The 17856-nt window shown below is 42.4% G+C and carries 12 protein-coding genes; 6 read left to right on the top strand and 6 right to left on the bottom strand.

The window, feature by feature from the left end:
* The first annotated feature begins 104 nt into the window (after nucleotides 1-104).
* Together AC1EK3_RS05620 and AC1EK3_RS05615 are read left to right on the top strand one after the other, a co-directional pair.
* A complete protein-coding gene (locus AC1EK3_RS05620) occupies nucleotides 105-1511 on the top strand; it encodes an ABC transporter substrate-binding protein (protein WP_480033666.1) in 1407 nt (468 codons plus the stop codon).
* A 274-nt stretch (nucleotides 1512-1785) separates the two neighbouring features.
* Nucleotides 1786-3129, top strand: coding sequence for an ABC transporter substrate-binding protein (locus AC1EK3_RS05615; RefSeq protein WP_275712703.1), 1344 nt, complete (start codon nucleotides 1786-1788; stop codon nucleotides 3127-3129).
* Between the two features lie 186 nt (nucleotides 3130-3315).
* Here the strand turns inward: AC1EK3_RS05615 and AC1EK3_RS05610 are convergent, their stop codons facing one another.
* Complete coding sequence (locus AC1EK3_RS05610; protein ID WP_480033667.1) at nucleotides 3316-4329, bottom strand: LacI family DNA-binding transcriptional regulator; 1014 nt, start codon at nucleotides 4327-4329, stop codon at nucleotides 3316-3318.
* 301 nt (nucleotides 4330-4630) lie between these two features.
* On the opposite strand from AC1EK3_RS05610, the gene AC1EK3_RS05605 reads away from it, so the two are divergent.
* From AC1EK3_RS05605 to AC1EK3_RS05595, 3 genes are all read left to right on the top strand, one after another.
* Entirely contained in the window at nucleotides 4631-5482 is an 852-nt protein-coding gene (locus AC1EK3_RS05605) for a carbohydrate ABC transporter permease (RefSeq protein WP_480033668.1), read from the top strand.
* Nucleotides 5479-6312, top strand: a complete 834-nt coding sequence (locus AC1EK3_RS05600; RefSeq protein WP_480033669.1) for a carbohydrate ABC transporter permease — start codon at nucleotides 5479-5481, stop codon at nucleotides 6310-6312. Before AC1EK3_RS05605 ends, AC1EK3_RS05600 begins: the two co-directional genes overlap by 4 nt.
* A 188-nt stretch (nucleotides 6313-6500) precedes the next feature.
* Nucleotides 6501-7109: a DUF624 domain-containing protein gene (locus AC1EK3_RS05595; RefSeq protein ID WP_480033670.1), complete on the top strand. Its 609-nt coding sequence runs from the start codon at nucleotides 6501-6503 to the stop codon at nucleotides 7107-7109.
* 150 nt (nucleotides 7110-7259) lie between these two features.
* Here AC1EK3_RS05595 and malQ read toward each other — a convergent pair whose 3' ends face one another.
* The 5 genes from malQ to AC1EK3_RS05570 all read right to left on the bottom strand — a co-directional run bounded on the left by malQ (nucleotide 7260) and on the right by AC1EK3_RS05570 (nucleotide 15819).
* Nucleotides 7260-9509, bottom strand: coding sequence for a 4-alpha-glucanotransferase (malQ, locus tag AC1EK3_RS05590; protein ID WP_480033671.1), 2250 nt, complete (start codon nucleotides 9507-9509; stop codon nucleotides 7260-7262).
* Nucleotides 9510-9786: 277 nt separating this feature from the next.
* Nucleotides 9787-11796 (bottom strand): type I pullulanase, encoded by a 2010-nt coding sequence (gene pulA / locus AC1EK3_RS05585; protein ID WP_480033672.1) that lies wholly within the window; start codon nucleotides 11794-11796, stop codon nucleotides 9787-9789.
* Nucleotides 11797-12106: 310 nt separating this feature from the next.
* Complete coding sequence (locus tag AC1EK3_RS05580; RefSeq protein WP_480033673.1) at nucleotides 12107-13042, bottom strand: sugar ABC transporter permease; 936 nt, start codon at nucleotides 13040-13042, stop codon at nucleotides 12107-12109.
* Complete coding sequence (locus AC1EK3_RS05575) at nucleotides 13039-14436, bottom strand: carbohydrate ABC transporter permease (protein WP_480033674.1); 1398 nt, start codon at nucleotides 14434-14436, stop codon at nucleotides 13039-13041. Before AC1EK3_RS05575 ends, AC1EK3_RS05580 begins: the two co-directional genes overlap by 4 nt.
* A 153-nt stretch (nucleotides 14437-14589) precedes the next feature.
* Nucleotides 14590-15819 carry an extracellular solute-binding protein gene (locus AC1EK3_RS05570; RefSeq protein ID WP_480033675.1) on the bottom strand — a complete coding sequence of 410 codons (1230 nt, stop codon included), beginning with the start codon at nucleotides 15817-15819 and terminating at the stop codon, nucleotides 14590-14592.
* A gap of 258 nt (nucleotides 15820-16077) precedes the next feature.
* Between AC1EK3_RS05570 and AC1EK3_RS05565 the strand changes: the two genes are divergently transcribed.
* Nucleotides 16078-17778: an alpha-amylase family glycosyl hydrolase gene (locus AC1EK3_RS05565; protein WP_480033676.1), complete on the top strand. Its 1701-nt coding sequence runs from the start codon at nucleotides 16078-16080 to the stop codon at nucleotides 17776-17778.
* Nucleotides 17779-17856 lie beyond the last annotated feature (78 nt).

Genomic DNA, 17856 nt, shown 5'->3' with positions numbered 1-17856 from the left:
GTCTTGCATTTGCTGTAGCATTAATTCACTACTGTGGTTTAAACAGTATTCAATAGCGGTAATTAGTTAGTTTGGAAGAGATTAGCAGTATATGGAAAGGTTCGATGATGAGTCGTTCAGTTAAGTCGATTATTGCGCTAGTTGTTTGCGCTGTTTTGGCGGCTTGCGCGTTTACTGCTTTTGGCTTTTCTAAGTCTTTTGGCGTAAATACTAATGGGCAGGTTACTTTCTTCAACTTAAAGCCTGAGGCTTCTGCCGAATGGCAAGAGGTTGCTAAAGAGTACAAAGCTGAAACCGGTGTTGAAGTAACTATAGTTACACCATCTAGCGATCAGTACGAAGAGAGACTTAAAACTGAAATCGATAAATATGGATATCATCAAGATGGTATGCCTACGTTATTCCAGATTAACGGTCCTGTTGGCTACGCTAACTGGAAGGATTACACTGCTGATTTAACTAATTCTCCTCTTTATACGCAACTTAGTAATCCGAATCTTGCTATTAAGGATAAAGCCGGTAAGCCGGTTGCAGTGCCATATGTTACTGAAAATTATGGCTTAATTTACAACAAAGCTTTGCTTGCTAGATATGCGGATCTTCATAATTCAAAGTTGAGTCCGGAAGAAGATGGCAAATCTTTCGAAGATCAAATAACCTCTTTTGATAAGTTGAAGGAAGTTGCAGACGATTTGCAAAAACGCAAGGATGAGCTTGGGATTGACGGTGCTTTTGCGTCCACAGGTTTTGATTCCAGCTCTGACTGGCGTTTTAAAACCCACCTTGCAAATATGCCTTTGTATTATCAATTCAGGGATGATGGTGTTGAAGGTCAGCCGCAGTCGATAAATGGCAAGTATGTTGATAATTTCAGGAATATTTTTGATCTTTATATTTCTGATTCCACAACTCCTGTAAGTCAGTTAAGCACTAAAACTGGTGAGGATGCTGTTTATGAATTTGCTCTCGGTAAGGCTGTGTTCTATCAGAATGGTACTTGGGCTTGGGGTGATCTTTCGAAGGCTGGCATAAAACCTGACGACGTTGGCATGCTCCCAATTTACATTGGTGCTAAGGGTGAAGAGAAGCAAGGCATGGCTACTGGTTCTGAAAATTATTTGTGCATTAATAAAAAGGCTTCAAAAAAGGATTTAGATGCGACTAATGCCTTCCTTAAATGGTTACTCACTTCAAAATATGGTCAGGATGCTTTAGCTAATAAGATGGGATTTGCTACTCCTTTCAAGAATTTCCCTAAAGCAGAAAATCCTCTTGTTCAGGCTGCTGTCGATTACACTGCTAAAGAAGGCAAAGTGCCTGTTACGTGGGTGTTTGTTACCATGCCATCTAACGGTTGGAAAGACGATGTTAGCTCTGATTTGCTCACATACGCTCAAGCAACAAAAGACGGTATGACTTCTATGGGCGCTAATCAAGCATGGAATACTCTTAAGAAAGCGTTCGTTGACGGCTGGGCTAAGGAATATAAAATTGCTCACGGGCAGAGTTAGCTGCTAATTAAATAATTTGTTTTAAACTATGATTCTCAAGGGATTGCGCAATCGTTTGCTAAATTGTTGCGTAATCCCTTTAATTATTGCCAAAAATACGTGCTAATTTTATCGGAGATATTGGTGTGTGATATTTTTATGGCGACACGCGTTAATTTACTTATGCCATCGTTTGCAATATTCAAATAGTTGAGGCATAATAAATATTGTCGATAAGGACACCTAGAGGTGTGGCAGTCCAATGACGGGATTGTCGGCATAGGAGAAAGGTTCGATGATGAATCGTACAATTAAATCAACAATTGCACTGGTAGCTTGCTCAGCAATGGCTTTTGGTGCGCTCGCAGCTTGCGGATCCTCCTCAAGCGACAGCTCTGCTAAAGGTAAGGTTTACTTCTTGAACTTTAAGCCAGAAGCTGCAGATCAGTGGAAAGAGGTAGCTAAGGCATACACCAAGAAAACTGGTGTTGAGGTTAAGGTTCAAACTGCTGCTTCCGGAACTTATGAGCAGTCTTTGAAGAGCGAAATTAGCAAGGGTGACGAAGCTCCTACACTCTTCCAGATTAACGGTCCAGTTGGTTACGCAAGCTGGAAGGATTACACTGCTGATTTGAAGGATACAGAGCTTTATAACCAGCTTCAGAACAAGGATATTGCTCTTAAGGATGGAGATAAGGTTGTTGGTATTCCATATGCAATGGAAACCTACGGCTTGATTTACAACAAGGCTTTGCTCAAGAAGTACACTGGGCTTAAGGATGCTAAGGTAAAGTCTGCTGAAGAAATCAACTCCTTCGATAAGTTGAAGGCTGTTGCAGATGATATTCAAAAGCACAAGTCAGATCTTGGTGTCGATGGCGCATTTACTTCTGCAGGTTTTGATTCCAGCTCTGACTGGCGTTTCAAGACCCACCTTGCAAATCTTCCTTTGTACTATGAGTTCAAGGAAGATCATGTTACCAAGCAGCCTGCAAAGGTAAAGGGTACGTTCCTTGACGGTTACAAGAAGATTTTCGATCTTTACATTAATGATTCCACTACACCAGCAACGAAGATTGGTTCTAAGACTGGTGAAGATGCCAATGCTGAATTCTCTCAGGGCAAGGCTGTGTTCTATCAGAATGGTACTTGGGCTTGGGGTGACCTCTCCAAGGCTGGTATGAAGGCTGAAGACCTTGGCATGCTCCCAATTTACATTGGCGCTAAGGGTGAAGAGAAGCAAGGTTTGGCAACTGGCTCTGAAAACTATTGGTGCATCAACGAGAAGGCATCTGACGCTAACAAGAAGGCAACTAAGGACTTCTTGAAGTGGTTGCTTACTTCCGATACTGGTAAGGATGCTTTGTCCAAGAAGATGGGCTTCACCACTCCATTCAAGAGCTTCGCAGACATCAAGTCCGACAACCCATTGACTCAAGCAGCTGTTGAAGATGCCAAGTCCGGTAAGACTCCAGTAAGCTGGAACTTCACCGTGATGCCATCTGATAACTGGAAGAACGACCTCGGATCCGCTTTGCTTGAGTACGCTCAGGGCACCGGCAAGTGGGATAAGGTTAAGAGCGCATTCGTGGACGGCTGGGCTAAGGAATATTCTCAGGCTCACGAAGATGACGACTGATCCATTAATAAATAAATAGACGTTACACCTGCTGACGTAAGCAAGCAAAGGTGACGTAAGCAAATCCGCTAGGATACTGGCACATAATAGTGCTAAGTCCTAGCGGATTTTGTTATTTCGGTATCTTTGTTATTTTGATATCTTATAGAAAGTTATTTTGATATCTTATAGAAAATTATAAAAGGCTTAGTCATTTAGTAATGCGGCTGTACTTGAGCGCACAATAAGTTGCGCTGGAACAATGCGATGCGGATCTTCAACTTTCTCTGCACTTATAAGCGAAAGCGTTATGTTTGCTGCAGTAGAAGCAATATCGACTGGGTCCTGCCTAATAGTAGTTAAGCCAGTTTCGTGCGCGTAAAAACTATCGTCAAAACCGATAATTGACACATCTTTTGGAGTAGAATACCCACTGCGAGCAAGCTGAAACATAAGTGGTATTGCAATACCATCTTCTTGGCATGCAATTGCTGTTGGCATAATTGAACTTCCAAGAAGCATAGAAACTATAGCACTTATGCGATCAGAATTGGCAGGTGCCACAATTTCTGTAGGTGTAATTCCGCTATTTTTACATTCGTCAATAAAAGAATGGTAACGTTGCAATACGCTGAAATGTAGTGAAACGTCACGAGTTGTGCGCACATATGCAATATTGCGATGCCCTAAACCGATTAAGTGGCGTGCCATAAGTCTTGCACCTTGGTCATCGTCAATATTGATAGTCGCGTCAAAATCGCATTTTTGAGGGTATAAGCAGTTTATGCCAACAATTGGCACTCCTGTTGATTTAAGTTGCGTAATTTCGTCTGTATTTACGTCAAAGGAACACACGATAACAGCGTCAGCATTACGTCTAGTTGGGAGCATTGTGAAAAATTCGCTACGCTCTTTGCTGCTGGAAATCTGAAAAATTGACAAATCGTATCCAGCTGTGTGGAATACTTGATTCAATCCTTGAATTATAGATGCAGAAAACCATAGGCGAATTTGATCGCTAATAAGTAAAGCGATGCGCAAGGTTTTGCCTGATTTCAGCGCTGCTGCAGATTTCGAAATAGAAAAATTCATTTTTTCGGCAATTGCCAATACTTTATTGCGAGTGGATGCAGATACTAAGTTTGGTCGTGTAAATGAACGTGACACAGTAGAAACTGACACATGAGCTTTATTCGCTACATCTTGAATATTTGCCGACATGTGAACTCCTTTATTCGCGTATAACAAACGTATAGCACAGCTTTGTGTTTAGTTGCTTAGTACGAACTTTTATAGTTCGAAACAAACAAACGTTTGCAAACACTTCTATTTTAACAAATTTTACTGGAATGCCAACGATAATAAGCAATTTTTTTAAAACTAAATTTTGATATTTGTTTGAAGTGACATGTCAAAATGACAACGTTTGACATAGATAATTCATGTAGTAGAATGAAATTATTGGTTCGGGACAGCGATGTCTACGTGGATGTCGCACTCAAGGAGGAGAAAGTGACGAGTCATGATTAGTATGAGCGGAAAAGCAATACGTAAGTGGTGGTGGTTATTTGCGCTGCCAACGTTTGCTGCGTTTATTGTTGGCTTCTTGGTGCCATTTGTTATGGGCGTGTATTTGAGTTTTAGAAAATTCACTACTGTAACTGATGGCAAGTTTGTGGGTTTTCGTAACTACTATAGAGCTTTAAAAGACCCACATCTTGTTTATTCGTTTTTGTTCACAACGCTTTTTGCAGTTATTACAACAATAATTATTAATGTTATTGCTTTTGCAATTGCGTACATGCTTACTAAAAAGTTCAAGGGCACGACGGTATTCAGAGCCGTGTTCTTCATGCCAAATCTTATTGGTGGCATTGTTTTAAGCTATATTTGGCAGCTTTTGTTAAATGGTATACTTGGGTACTTCAATCGTTCTATTACGTTCTCTGAAGTATTCGGTTTCTGGGGTCTTGTGATTGTTGTTTGCTGGCAGCAAATCGGCTATATGATGATTATTTATATTGCAGGAATGCAAGCTCTTCCTGGAGATGTTATGGAAGCTGCTGCTGTCGATGGTGCAAGTCCAAGGCAGACTTTATTCAAGATTACTATTCCATTGATGATGCCTTCTATCACTGTTTGCACATTCTTAACAGTTACCAACGGCTTCAAGCTTTTCGATCAGAACTTCGCATTAACTAACGGTGGTCCGTCAAGGAAAACAGAGATGTTAGCTCTTAATATTTATAGAACTTTCACTACTCCAAGATGTGAAGGCGTTGGTCAGGCTCAGGCAGTCATGTTCTTCATTGTTGTGGCTGTTATTGCTATGGTTCAGAATATGCTCACTAGGTCAAAGGAGGTAGCGGCATGAACGAGAAAACAAAGCATCCTGCGTTATGGACTGTGCTGTTCACTCTTATAAGCTTGTTATGGATTTTCCCTATAGCTTTAGTGGTAATGAATTCTTTCAAGTCTAAGGTTGATATTGCAAGCAATCCTTTTACTTTTAGTTCAAAATCGTTTGTTGGAATGTCTAACTACGTATTAGGTTCAAATCGTACTGATTTCCCAATGAGTTTCCTCTGGACTATTGTTGTAACCGTTGGTTCTGTGATCCTCATTCTTCTGTGCACATCAATGTGTGCATGGTGGATTGTTAGAGTTAACAATTGGTTTGCGAAACTGCTCTACGTGTTGTTCCTGTTCAACATGATTGTGCCATTCCAGATGGTTATGTACACCCTTGCTTACATTACGAACACTTTAAAGTTGAATACTCCATGGGGATTGTGGATTATTTACTTAGGCTTTGGCGCAGGACTTGCAGTGTTTATTTTCACTGGTGTGATTAAGGGTATCCCACAAGAACTCGAAGAGTCTGCAATGATTGATGGTGCTTCTGTGCCACGCATATTCTTCCAGATTATTGTGCCGATTATGCGACCTGCTATTATTTCGGTTTCAATCTTGCAAGCAATGTGGATTTGGAATGACTTCCTGCTTCCATTCTTGACGCTCGATCTCAACAAGTATAAGACGATTTCTATAGCTGTCCAGTATTTGAAGGGTGGCTATGGATCTGTTGAGATGGGTGCCATGATGGGCTGCTTGGTTATGGCAATTGTTCCAATCATAATCTTCTATCTCATTTGCCAGAAGTACATTATTAAAGGTGTTATGTCTGGTGCAGTAAAGGGATAAATTAATTCTCCTCCAAAATTCAAGTGGCAGTAAAAGCGGCGGCGTGCGCATACTATTACGTTTGTGCACACCGTCATTATTTTTTAATAGTTACGCTAGTTTGTAATTAGGTGGTAGAGTTCGTTACTAGAGTATCTGTAGATAGTAAAGCATAGGAATTGCGTCATAAAACCAGGAGATAGTATAGAATGATTTTCTCGTTTGGAAGCCCAGATTCAAAGTTTGCGCAAGGCATGGAAACATTTGCTGATGCCGTGTGGCTTACAATATTGATGATTTTAACAAGCATTCCTTTAATTACTATCGGCGCTTCTCTTTGTGCTGGTCATGATGCTGCAAGACGTACAGAGCAAGGTGAAGGACATATTACTGCAGCTTATTTTCGCGCGTTTGCTAGCAACTTTTTGGAATCTACTATTATTTGGGCTGTGATGGGTCCAGTTTTGCTTGCTATTATTTGGCTATGGCTTTGCGTGTGGTCTACTCCACTTTTAATTATTAAATTTATTCTGAGCATATTGTGGGTTATTGTTGCCGAATGGGTGTTTGCGCTACAAGCGCGTTTTAAAAATTCAATTGATAAAACAGTGGTTAATTCTCTTATTTTTGGTATTTCGTATTGGAAAGAAACTCTTGTAATGACACTGCTAGATGTAGTGTTTATTGTGTTAATATTTGCATCAATCGTATATTTGCCGCAGGGTTTACCTTTGTTGGTATTCATTGGTTGGGGATCGCTTATTATGCTTCACACGCCTTTGTTGGAGCGTGTTTTTGCAAAGTATATTAAGAAGTAATTTCTGCAAATAATTAATGAGGCGAGCATCTGTGACAATGCTCGCCTCACATAGGACATCATTGCAAGGAATACTTTGACCTGCAGCTATGCAAATCATATTCCTTACGAGGGGGAATAGAGTCAGTTCATAAGTAAACCAACTATTAAATTATATATGCTTCCGTGTATTTTCGCCGCGCATAACTGCCGTCATAGATAGCACTCGTGGTAACTTAAATACTTCATCGGTGTGAACTACACGACCATCAGCGTCAGCAAGTGGAATACGCCAGTTTGGATACTCTGTACTAGTTCCAGGCTGATTCTGCGAACGCTTCTCGCCGACAGCGTCAACCAAAGCAACCTGTAAAAGCAAAGATGGGGAAGTGAGCATAATTGCATGCATAGCTTCCACAATCTCTTGTACATGACCTTCAACATCCTCAGCAGCGTCTTTGCTAATCCAGCCGTTCTCAAGAAGCATCTTCATCATTGCATCGCGTTCAGCTTGAGCAGCCTCCTGGAACGTTTCTACGGAGTCTGTAAGCAAGTGAAGCTGTTCGCGAAGCTTTACATGCTCAAACGCAAGATAACCAGCTGTAGGTGGCATATCGTGCGTAGTAACGGAAGCAAGCGCATACTCTCGATATGTAGACGGATTAGCGAAAATAATTTGCTTCTTTCCAGCCTTCTTAGTAGCGGCTTCAGCTTCGTCGTCGTGGATGAACCACTCAACAACAGTGCCAAGCACGCCATGAGATGCAAGAACCTTAGAAACATACTTCGGCACAGTGCCCAAATCTTCGCCAATAACAACGCCGCCTGCGCGAGTTGCTTCAATAGTGAGAACTGCGAGCATTGCATCTACGTTGTAGTACACATAGGCGCCGTTTCTAGCGCTTTGTCCTTGTGGAATCCACCACAAGCGGAACAATCCAAGAACATGATCAATACGAGCAGCTCCTGCATGCAAGAACACGTTATGAACCATGTCTCGGTAAGCAATATAGCCAGTTTCATCCAAATAATTTGGATCGAATGGAGGTTGACCCCAATCCTGACCTTGCTGGTTGTAGAAATCAGGAGGAGCGCCAACGCTTACGCCATTAGCAAATCGTTCCGGACTCCACCAAACGTCAGCACCGTAGCCGTGTACGCCAACTGCCATGTCTTGCATAAGACCAATTGCCATACCAGCAGCTTTAGCTTCAGCATGAGCTGCAGCAACTTGCTCATCAGCAATCCACTGAAGCCAACGATGGAACTCAAATAAGTCAGCATGTTCACGCTTAAGTCGTTCAATTTGCGGAGTGCCTTTACCAGTAGTATCAAACCACAAATTCTCACCCCAAGGAGCACCCCAAACCTCAAACGCAACACACCAAGTTGCAAAAGCATCAAGATCTTCACCAGAACGATGCTTAAATTCACTAAACTCGCGTTCGCGCTCGGCAGAACGAGGCTGCTTGAAAATAATACGCAACGCAGGAAGCTTGGCATCCCATGCAGCGTTGATATCTATAGGATTTGGATTGTTGTTTTGAGGTGCAATAGACTCATACAATTGCTCTACTTTAGCGAGATCCTCTCCGCTTAATTCAGCATATTCCGGAATATCTTGCGGACGAATATAAGTAACATTCAAGAACCTACGAGACTCAGGCAAGTATGGTGAAGGCTCAAGAGGTGTTACTGGAGCGCACGCATGAATTGGATTAATCAGCATAAAATCAGCCTTGCCGATTTCTCCAGCATCCTTAAGTAGTCGACGCAAATCGCCATAATCGCCAATTCCCCAAGAATCTTTTGAACGCACAGAATACATTTGCGTCATGAATCCCCAACGGTGCTTTTGCTTAACGCTTTCAGGCAATGGAATACGCGCAGGTGCGGCAATCAATGTGACATCGGCGTGTTGAGCCGTCTCGCCATTCGCTCTGATTACTTTAGCATGCAAAGTGTGATAGCCCATTGGCAAATCATCCGGAAGCTCAATGAACAAATCTCCATTGTTTTCGGATTGAATATCGCCTAACGAGCCTTCATAATCTGTTCCATCTTCGAGTGTAAGAGAAATATGAATTTGCTCTTTTTGGGCATCTCCTGCGTGAATTGGTACGCAAGTTTTTGCACCATTAAACGAAACAACAGTTGGTGGCAATAATTCGCCAGAGCGTTTGCGTTGAACCTTCTCGTATGAAATTGCAATATTGTCTTGAGTATCGGCAGGCATGCCTAATGCATCAAGTACTCCAACTAATGCTTCATCTGTAATTTCTGTGTAGCTTCCTTGCTGATCAATATAAAAAGTTGCAACGCCGCACGCCTTAGCAAGCTTAATAAGTGGGCGTGCAAGACGTTCCGCGCTTTCTTCCATAGGCTTATCAGCATCAGCTTTGCTAGTAGCTGTTGTTGTCATGGTTCTCCTTCTACTTTGTAATTTGGCACATTTCTAACATCGTCGTAAGCGTGCCAAATGTGCAACTATGGCGATAGTGCGTAAATCAATACATCTCTGGATTGAAATACACCCTGCCTGTCAATTATATAAATACCTGACATCGTTTGCAAATTAGCGTTGCGACATATTTGCTAGTTTTTATAAGTAATTGCAACTAAACGCAAGTGTTGTTATTACTCACGTTTAGTTGCAATCGTCTGATAGTCTGTTATTTTTTTTACTTACTAAAACGCAATTACTTGTTGCTAAGCACAACAAAAGTTCTGGTAGGTAAGTGTAGGGTAGCAGCACTTTTTTCGGTTGTAATATTTACCTCGGTGTCAGACTGTTCTCCAGTCCACTTAGCAAAATAATCACTTGAATTAAGTACGCAATGCCACTCTTGAGCCTTTGCACTATGAATAGCAGGTAGCTGAATAGTTGCATCTTCATGATACATAGGATTTGCGCAAACAATTAAATTATTGCCAATGCGCGTAGCCAAAACAGTATGGTTAGACGTTTCAAGTTGTTTGCGTTTGCCGTCATACAATGAGCTATATTCAGCACGAAGCTTTATAAGTGCACGATACCATTGAACAAGCGGATTGAAACGTTCAGCGCGCGCCCAGTCGAGCTGGTTCATTAGTACACCGCGATTATAAGAATTATCGCAACCGTGCTTAGTTCGCCCAAACTCTTCTCCGCTTAGCATAAATGGCGTGCCTGCAGAGCACAAAACAATTCCAGCTGCAAACATATTAGCGTTCAAAATATCCGCAACTTGTTTCGTATCTTGAGCGTCAAACTCAAAATCGCTAACATTCTCGTGCATAGAAATGCAAAGCTTATCCCACAAAGTCAAATCGTCGTGAGCAGAAGTATATTGAACAATTTGTCCAACTTCTTTGCCTGCAGAAGGAGTATCACGCCATGCATCAAGAGTTTGACGAGCCGCATCCGAGCACCAGAACTCATTGCCATTTACATACCCGCGGTCGAGATGGTTCATGACGTTTCCTTTGAGAGAATCGCGAGACTCGTCACTAAACCAGCCTATGCGCTCATTAAGAGTACCTCTGCCGTCTTTATCTCCCATCGGAACTTTCTCATCAACAGCAGGATGTGATGCTCCCCACGGTTCTCCATACATAACAATATCTTTACCGCCAGGAAGCTCATCTAATGCAGCTCGTGCCTGATTTAAGGTTTCAGTATCAGTCAATCCCATAAGATCAAAACGGAAGCCATCAATGTGATAGCAGCGTGCCCAATGCAGCAAAGATTCAATAATAAACCTGCGGAACATAGGATGTTCAGAAGCCATTTCATTTCCACATCCAGAACCGTTAGCAAAAGATCCGTCAGAGCCTCGCCTGCAGAAATATCCAGGAGCCATGCATTCGAAAGCGTTTTCTGCGGACTTGTACATGTGGTTATAAACAACATCCATAATTACGCGTTGGCCATTAGCATGTAATGCCGCAATCATTGCCTTGCATTCGCGAATTCGCGCAGTGCCGTCGTAAGGATTGCTAGAATAAGCGCCTTCAGGAACGTTGTAAGCGTGAGGATCATAACCCCAGTTGTATAGAGAATCTAATTCTTCTGCAGAAGCACCGTTTTTGCGCGCATTGTCGATTGCGGATTCGTCAACTGTTGCAAAATCGTAAATAGGTTCGAGCTGTACGTGAGTGATACCAAGCTGCTTTAAATAATCTAAGCCAGTAGGGAAGTTGCATTCAGAAGAATCTGGATTTTGCAAAGATGTATGTTCATCAGTAAAAGCGAGATACTGTCCTCTATGTTCTGGCTTAAAGCCTCCATTAGGATTGCTGCTGAAATCTGCAACATGTGTTTCCCACACAACCATTGCATGGCGCACAAACTTAGGAGACTTATCTTTATGCCAATTGGCAGGAGATACTCGCTCATCGTCTATTACAAGGCTGCGCTCGCCATTTACGCCGCTTGCTACGCCCCAAGGGTCGCTTGTACGATTTACTGTGCCATCTTGGAAAGTAACAAGATAATCGTAGTACATGCCGTCTAAACGCTTGCGGAAATTAATTCGCCAAGCTCCATCATGTAGTGGTTTCAACTCATGCGTTTGAGTTGGCTCACTGTTATTTCCAGTTTCAAAAAGTCTTAGCGTTACGTTCTGTGCAGTTGGTGCCCATACAGTAAATGTTGTAGATTTAGCGTTCAAAGTAAATCCAAGAGGTCCTTCGTATACAGGCCATGTTGCCGAAGATGGAGTCGTCATATATGGTATCCTTCTTCTTTCGCTATTTTGCGAATCGTCTAAATTTTCTAAATTATTTAATCGTATTAGTAATTATACAGTTTTTAAATTTTATTATTCACTTATTGTTCTGTTATCAAGTTTTTTACGTTTTGCGGCACTATTTGGCTAAACACGGTAGGGTTTATGCGATAGCCATTATCGTATTAAGTCAAACGGCGAGTGTGTTAAGTTATTTTTTATTTTTATGTGTTCGTGTTGTCTAGTGAAAAAGAAGGCTGAAACGCTCGAAAGCGTATCAGCCTTCAGTAGATTTATATCCTGTAACTTATCAGCCTTTAACGGAGCCAGACATGGACTCTTCGTAGAAGCGCTGCATAACGATAAACAGGATTGAGATTGGTATGGAAACGCACACAGCGCCAGCGGAGAATCGTGCGAACCAGTGATTAATATACTCTTTCTGAAGCATTTGCCATAAGCCTACAGCAACAGTGTAATTATCTGCAGTTCGCGCAATAGTCTTGACTAAAACGAAGTCAACCCATGGACCTAAGAAGCTTGTAATAGCTTGGAAGACAATCATAGGCTTGCAGATTGGAAGAATAATCTTATAGAACACCTGCCAAGTTGTGCAGCCGTCCAAGTATGCAGCTTCATCCAAAGACTTTGGAATAGTATCCATGTAGCCCTTCATAACGTAGAAGCCCATACCACTACCGGCGGAGTACACGATAATTAAGGAGATGAGTATTACGCTACCGTTTGTTAAGCCAAATGCTTTCAAGATGAAGTAAATAGCGATAACAGCCATGATGGATGGGAACATACCCAAAATCAAAGCAATATTCATGAATGTCTTACGACCGCGGAAGCGCAGACGAGACATGCAGAATGCCACTACGAGTACGAAGAACAGTGAGATAATGCACACGAAAATTGACACAATCAAAGTGTTGAGGAACATTCGTGGGAAATCAAATGTTTCGCGCTGAGTGAACAGTTGAATATAGTTATTAAATGAGTACTCGGTAGGGAAGAATGTCTTCTGATATGGGGCTGTGTTCTTGTTGAAACTTTCCAAGAATATCCAAACGATTGGCATAAGCCAAACAATAGACATGAGAATCAGGAACAAGTGCGCTGCAAAATCTCCGACGCGACGACGAACTCGTTGATCGCGCCACATTGGAACGCTACGCGTGCTATGCACTGACTGATCTTTTTGTTCAGGTGCAGATTGCGTAACTTTATCTTTATTACTCACCGGAATCCCTCCTCATTCTTGTAAGATCCAGAGTTGCGATACGTAATCAGTGCTACGACAGCAAGAACAATGAATGTCATAATGCCAATCACAGCACCCATGCTGTAGTCGCTCTTGTCTACAGTCAGCTTGTAGAGCCATGTAATAAGCAAATCAGTCTTACCTGCTGAAGATGTGAGTGATGACGGATCGCCTCCTGACAAGAGGTAAATAACGTTGAAGTTGTTTACGTTGCCCGTGAAAGTTGTAATTAAGTAAGGTGTCATTACGAAGAAGATATATGGCATTGTGACGTTCATGAAACGCTGCCACCAACTTGCTCCATCGAGCTCTGCGGCTTCGTAAAGTTCTGCAGGAACGTTTTGCAAAATACCTGTAATCTGCATGATGGTATACGGGATACCAACCCAAAGATTGATGAGAATCACCGTTACTCGTGCCCATGTTGCGTCTTGGAAGAACGGTAATGGAGAATGGATCCATCCCGAAGCTAAGAGTAAACGATTAATAGCACCTTCACGTTGAAGCATACTATGCATAACGAGTAATGAAACAAACTGTGGAACTGCAACAGTTAGCGAGAAGCAAGTGCGCCATAAGCCCTTGAAGCGGGTAGTGCGTCTATTGATAATCATAGCCATGAACATTCCGAAGAAGAAGTTCAAGAATGTTGCGAAGAAAGCCCACACTAAAGTCCAAACTAACACGTCTATGAAAACTTTAGCATTAATTAAGCTATTCGAATTACCAATATCGAAGAAATTCTGTAATCCTACCCAGTTAAACAGTGGAACATGCTTGCTATCATAGTTGGTGAAGGCCATAGAGATCATGAAGATTAATGGCAAAATCGTAAAGAGCACAATTCCAATGGTTGGTATAGTCATAAAACCAACATGAGCATTCTGATCAAGTAAAGACTTTAAATCTTCGTAGAAATTAGCGGGCTTCTTACCTTTTGCAACAGTATCTTGCGCTTTATAAGCACTGCGTAAAGACAGAGTAGCTAAGAAAATTAGTAAGCAAATAGCAGCAAGAGACATAACGCAGTAAAGGAGAATCTCCACAGAGCTGTCACCCTCTGTATAATGCCAAAAACCTCTGATTTTAATCTTTGTTGCCTTAAGAGTGCCTAAAGTCGTAATCTTTGGTAAATATTCGACACCAGTAGTAGCTAAGAAGTAGATTACAGCTATTTCAGTTACTAAGAAAATAACACCTTTAGTGAACTGTCGGCGTGCTAAATTACCGAAGCCGAAAATGATGATAGAGAGCCAAGAGTAAATGTCAGCACTTTTTGCTGCTTTTTGCAATGAGTATGGTGACGGTGCAAAGCGTTCAGAATTCGGTGTATTCCGACGCTTCAATCGTTTCATGGATGCTGTGCCAAACATGACATGCCTTTCCTATAAACAATGAGTGCATTTCGAGAAGAAATAAAACGCCCCGCCCCTATTCACAATAGTGTGGGGAGCGGGGCGTTTTATTTTTACGTAAGTTGTGTAGCACTACTTACGCTTTTCAGATAATTGATACTATGAGGAAGCTTACTTCTTAAGAGCTTCATCGAAGCTCTTCTGGAAGTCTGCAGTCTTTGCTGCAGCATTGCTTTCATTAATTTCCTTGTTTGCAAGAGCGGAACCGAAGTTCTTAGACGGATCCCAGTATGCACTCATTTCAGGAATATTTGGCTGTACGACGGAAGTCTTAGCAATGGTTTCCATCTGAGCAGTAGCACCTGCATCATCTTTAACGGTATCTGCAAGAGTCTTGTCGGAAGGAATTACGCTCTGAAGCTCATAAGCTTTCTTCTGGGATTCCTTAGATCCAAGGAAGGCAGCAAACTTAGCAGCCATTTCTGGAGCCTTGGAATTCGGGTTATAGCCAACGGCCTTAGAACCAACGAAGGACTTCATTTGCAATTCGCCAGCTTCAGTCTTGAACTTAGGAAGAGCTGCGGCAGCGTAATTATCGCCTAATGCCTTCTTTACGTCTGCTTCATCCCAAGAACCGGAGAAGTAAGCATCGACAGTGCCATCCTTGATGCCAGCTAAGCCTGCACCATTGCCATCCATGACAAAGTTCTTATTCTGAATGAACTTTGCAATGTACTTGGTAACAGCAGCTGCCTTATCGCCGAGCTTAATACCAGCCTTTGCATCGCGACCATTATCACCGAAGAACTTCAGGTTGCCATCGAGGTAGAAACCGGCGAGGTACCAGCCGCCGCCAATATCGAATGCAACCTTGCCCTTCTCAAGCATCTTGTCGAGGGACTTAACGTCATCAGCAGAGAACTTGGACTTGTTGTAGTACATGAACCAAGTGTTGCTGGTATAAGGAACGCCATACATCTTGCCGTCCTGAGCAGTGACGGACTTAACCAAAGCGTCCTCATTCTGCTCCTTAACCTGCTTTACAGCGTCATCGCCTAATTCGCCAATAGCACCAGCTTTTACTAACTCACCAATCTGATCGTTAGGGAAGAGATAAACATCAGCAGCTGCTTTAGGATCCTGCTTTACAGTTGTTGCAGCATCTGGAGGAGCAACTACAGAATTCTTGAAGCTAACTTCTGGGTGATCCTTCTTGAATTCCTTCTCCATGGTGTCAATCCAGCCGCCGGCTTTCTGATCTTCAGAAGCAGACCATACAGTAAGCTTTACTGGAGCTGCCTTGCCATCAGAACTATTGTTAGTGCTAGAACCGCAAGCTGCAAATCCAAACAAAGTAGCAACTGCAAGACCTGCACCCAGCATCTTCTTAATATTCGTCATCCTTGACCTCCTATATCATGCCAAAAACTGGCATATCATTTGGTGGCGTAGTAACGGACTCCGTTGTGACGCAACATCGCGATTGCTGCGTAGAGCAGCGTCACAAGTCTCACAAATCCGTTCGTAAGCACTGTGTAGTATACACGGATATCATGTCGTTTGCAAATGAGTGGCGGGTTAGTCTGTATATTTTGCCCTATAAATTTTTTCAAGTGGTTGCGTGTAAACTAAGTAGCACAACGCGAGAAGGGTGAAATAATGGCATTATACGATCATGCTCAGTGGCTTAAAGACGCGGTTTTTTACGAAATTTATCCGCAAAGTTTTTGCGATTCCAATTGTGATGGCATAGGCGATATTCAGGGAATTATTGAAAAATTAGATTATGTAAAATCGCTTGGCTGCAACGCAATCTGGCTTAATCCTTGTTATGATTCGCCTTTTAAAGATGCGGGCTATGACGTGCGCGACTACAAAAAAGTAGCTGCGCGTTACGGAACTAACGAAGATTTAAAGCAACTTTTTAGTGAAGCTCACAATCGAGGTATCCGCATATTACTTGACTTAGTGCCGGGGCACACGAGTGAAGAGCACGAGTGGTTTAAGAAAAGCTCGAAAGTTGAAGAAAATGAGTTCAGCAAGCGATATATTTGGACAGACAGTGCGTTTAGTGGCTATTCTATGCCGTTTATTGGGGGTGAAACTGAGCGTGATGCCACCTATATTCTGAACTTCTTTAAATGCCAGCCTGCATTAAATTACGGTTTTGCGCATAGGGATCGAGCTTGGCAATCTTCTCCTGATTCTAAAGAGGCTGCTGAAACTCGCGCTGCAATGGTTGATGTTATGCGTTTTTGGCTTTCGCTCGGCGCTGACGGCTTCCGTGTTGATATGGCTGATTCGCTTGTAAAAAACGATGACAATAATGGCGAAGGAAGTCTTGGAAAAGACAATACGATTCGCGCATGGCAAGAAATGCTTGGAACTGTAAAAGAAGAGTATCCGCATGCTGCTTTTGTTTCCGAATGGGGTAGGCCACGTCAGGCTCTTGCTGCCGGATTCGACATGGACTTCTATTTGAATTGGCGCTGGGATGGAAATCCTAACGGCTACGCACGTTTAGCTCGTGATGTTGATAACGCTTTAGATAACAATCCTGAGCATGATCACAGCTACTTTAATTCGCACGGCGGAGGCAGTATTTGCCCATTTTTAGACGATTATTGCCCACAATATGAGTCAACTTGCAATCAAGGTTACTTTAGTTTCATCACGTGCAATCACGATACGCCGCGTTTAGCTCCGCGTCTTGACGATCGTGAGCGTCGTGTGGCTTTCGGCATGATACTCACTATGCCAGGCGTGCCATTTGTATATTACGGCGACGAAATTGGCATGAAATATCGCGATATTCCAACAAAAGAAGGCGGTTACGCTCGTACTGGTACTCGTACGCCAATGCAATGGGATGATGCAAAGAATTTTGGCTTCTCGACGGCTGCAAAATCTAAATTATACTTGCCTGTTGAAGCTCGAGTAGACGGAAGAACTTGCGCAAATTCTCGAAAACAAGCAGTGGAAAGTGGTGAAATTCCAACTGTTTCTGCGCAAATTAATTGCGAAGATTCCTTCCTTTCGTGGGTGCGCTCGCTTATTGCGCTTCGCCATAGTCGCAAATCTTTGCAAGCTGACGCGTCTTGGAGAGTTTTGTATGCTCCGGTTGACGGCCGCGGCTTTGCTTACGAACGTTGCGCAAAAGATGACGCAGGAGAATCAGCTGCAGAACGAAGCATTGTTATTATGAACCCAGGTGTAAATAGTGAAACAGTTTCATTAGAAGCATTAGCGAATCTTACGCAAGAATCTGCTTACAATCCATTACTTAAAATCGGAGAAATATCAGTTAATGGTGATTGCTTAACGCTTGGCACTCAAAGTTTTGCAGTGTTTGGAATGTAAATTGTAGTGTACAAGTCAAGTAGATACGCAACTGCGGATAAAGTTTATATAAACTAGGTATGCGCAAATAAACAAGGA

It is taken from the genome of Gardnerella sp. C0026F2 (genome assembly GCF_056590715.1).
Note: the sequence above shows the minus strand (reverse complement) of the source record. Positions and strands in the feature narration are given on the sequence as shown.

Coding starts and splice junctions, on each gene's coding strand:
- AC1EK3_RS05620 (WP_480033666.1), top strand. CDS start 105: ATGATGAGTCGTTCAGTTAAGTCGATTATTGCGCTAGTTGTTTGCGCT.
- AC1EK3_RS05615 (WP_275712703.1), top strand. CDS start 1,786: ATGATGAATCGTACAATTAAATCAACAATTGCACTGGTAGCTTGCTCA.
- AC1EK3_RS05610 (WP_480033667.1), bottom strand. CDS start 4,329: ATGTCGGCAAATATTCAAGATGTAGCGAATAAAGCTCATGTGTCAGTT.
- AC1EK3_RS05605 (WP_480033668.1), top strand. CDS start 4,631: ATGATTAGTATGAGCGGAAAAGCAATACGTAAGTGGTGGTGGTTATTT.
- AC1EK3_RS05600 (WP_480033669.1), top strand. CDS start 5,479: ATGAACGAGAAAACAAAGCATCCTGCGTTATGGACTGTGCTGTTCACT.
- AC1EK3_RS05595 (WP_480033670.1), top strand. CDS start 6,501: ATGATTTTCTCGTTTGGAAGCCCAGATTCAAAGTTTGCGCAAGGCATG.
- malQ (WP_480033671.1), bottom strand. CDS start 9,509: ATGACAACAACAGCTACTAGCAAAGCTGATGCTGATAAGCCTATGGAA.
- pulA (WP_480033672.1), bottom strand. CDS start 11,796: ATGACGACTCCATCTTCGGCAACATGGCCTGTATACGAAGGACCTCTT.
- AC1EK3_RS05575 (WP_480033674.1), bottom strand. CDS start 14,436: ATGTTTGGCACAGCATCCATGAAACGATTGAAGCGTCGGAATACACCG.
- AC1EK3_RS05570 (WP_480033675.1), bottom strand. CDS start 15,819: ATGACGAATATTAAGAAGATGCTGGGTGCAGGTCTTGCAGTTGCTACT.
- AC1EK3_RS05565 (WP_480033676.1), top strand. CDS start 16,078: ATGGCATTATACGATCATGCTCAGTGGCTTAAAGACGCGGTTTTTTAC.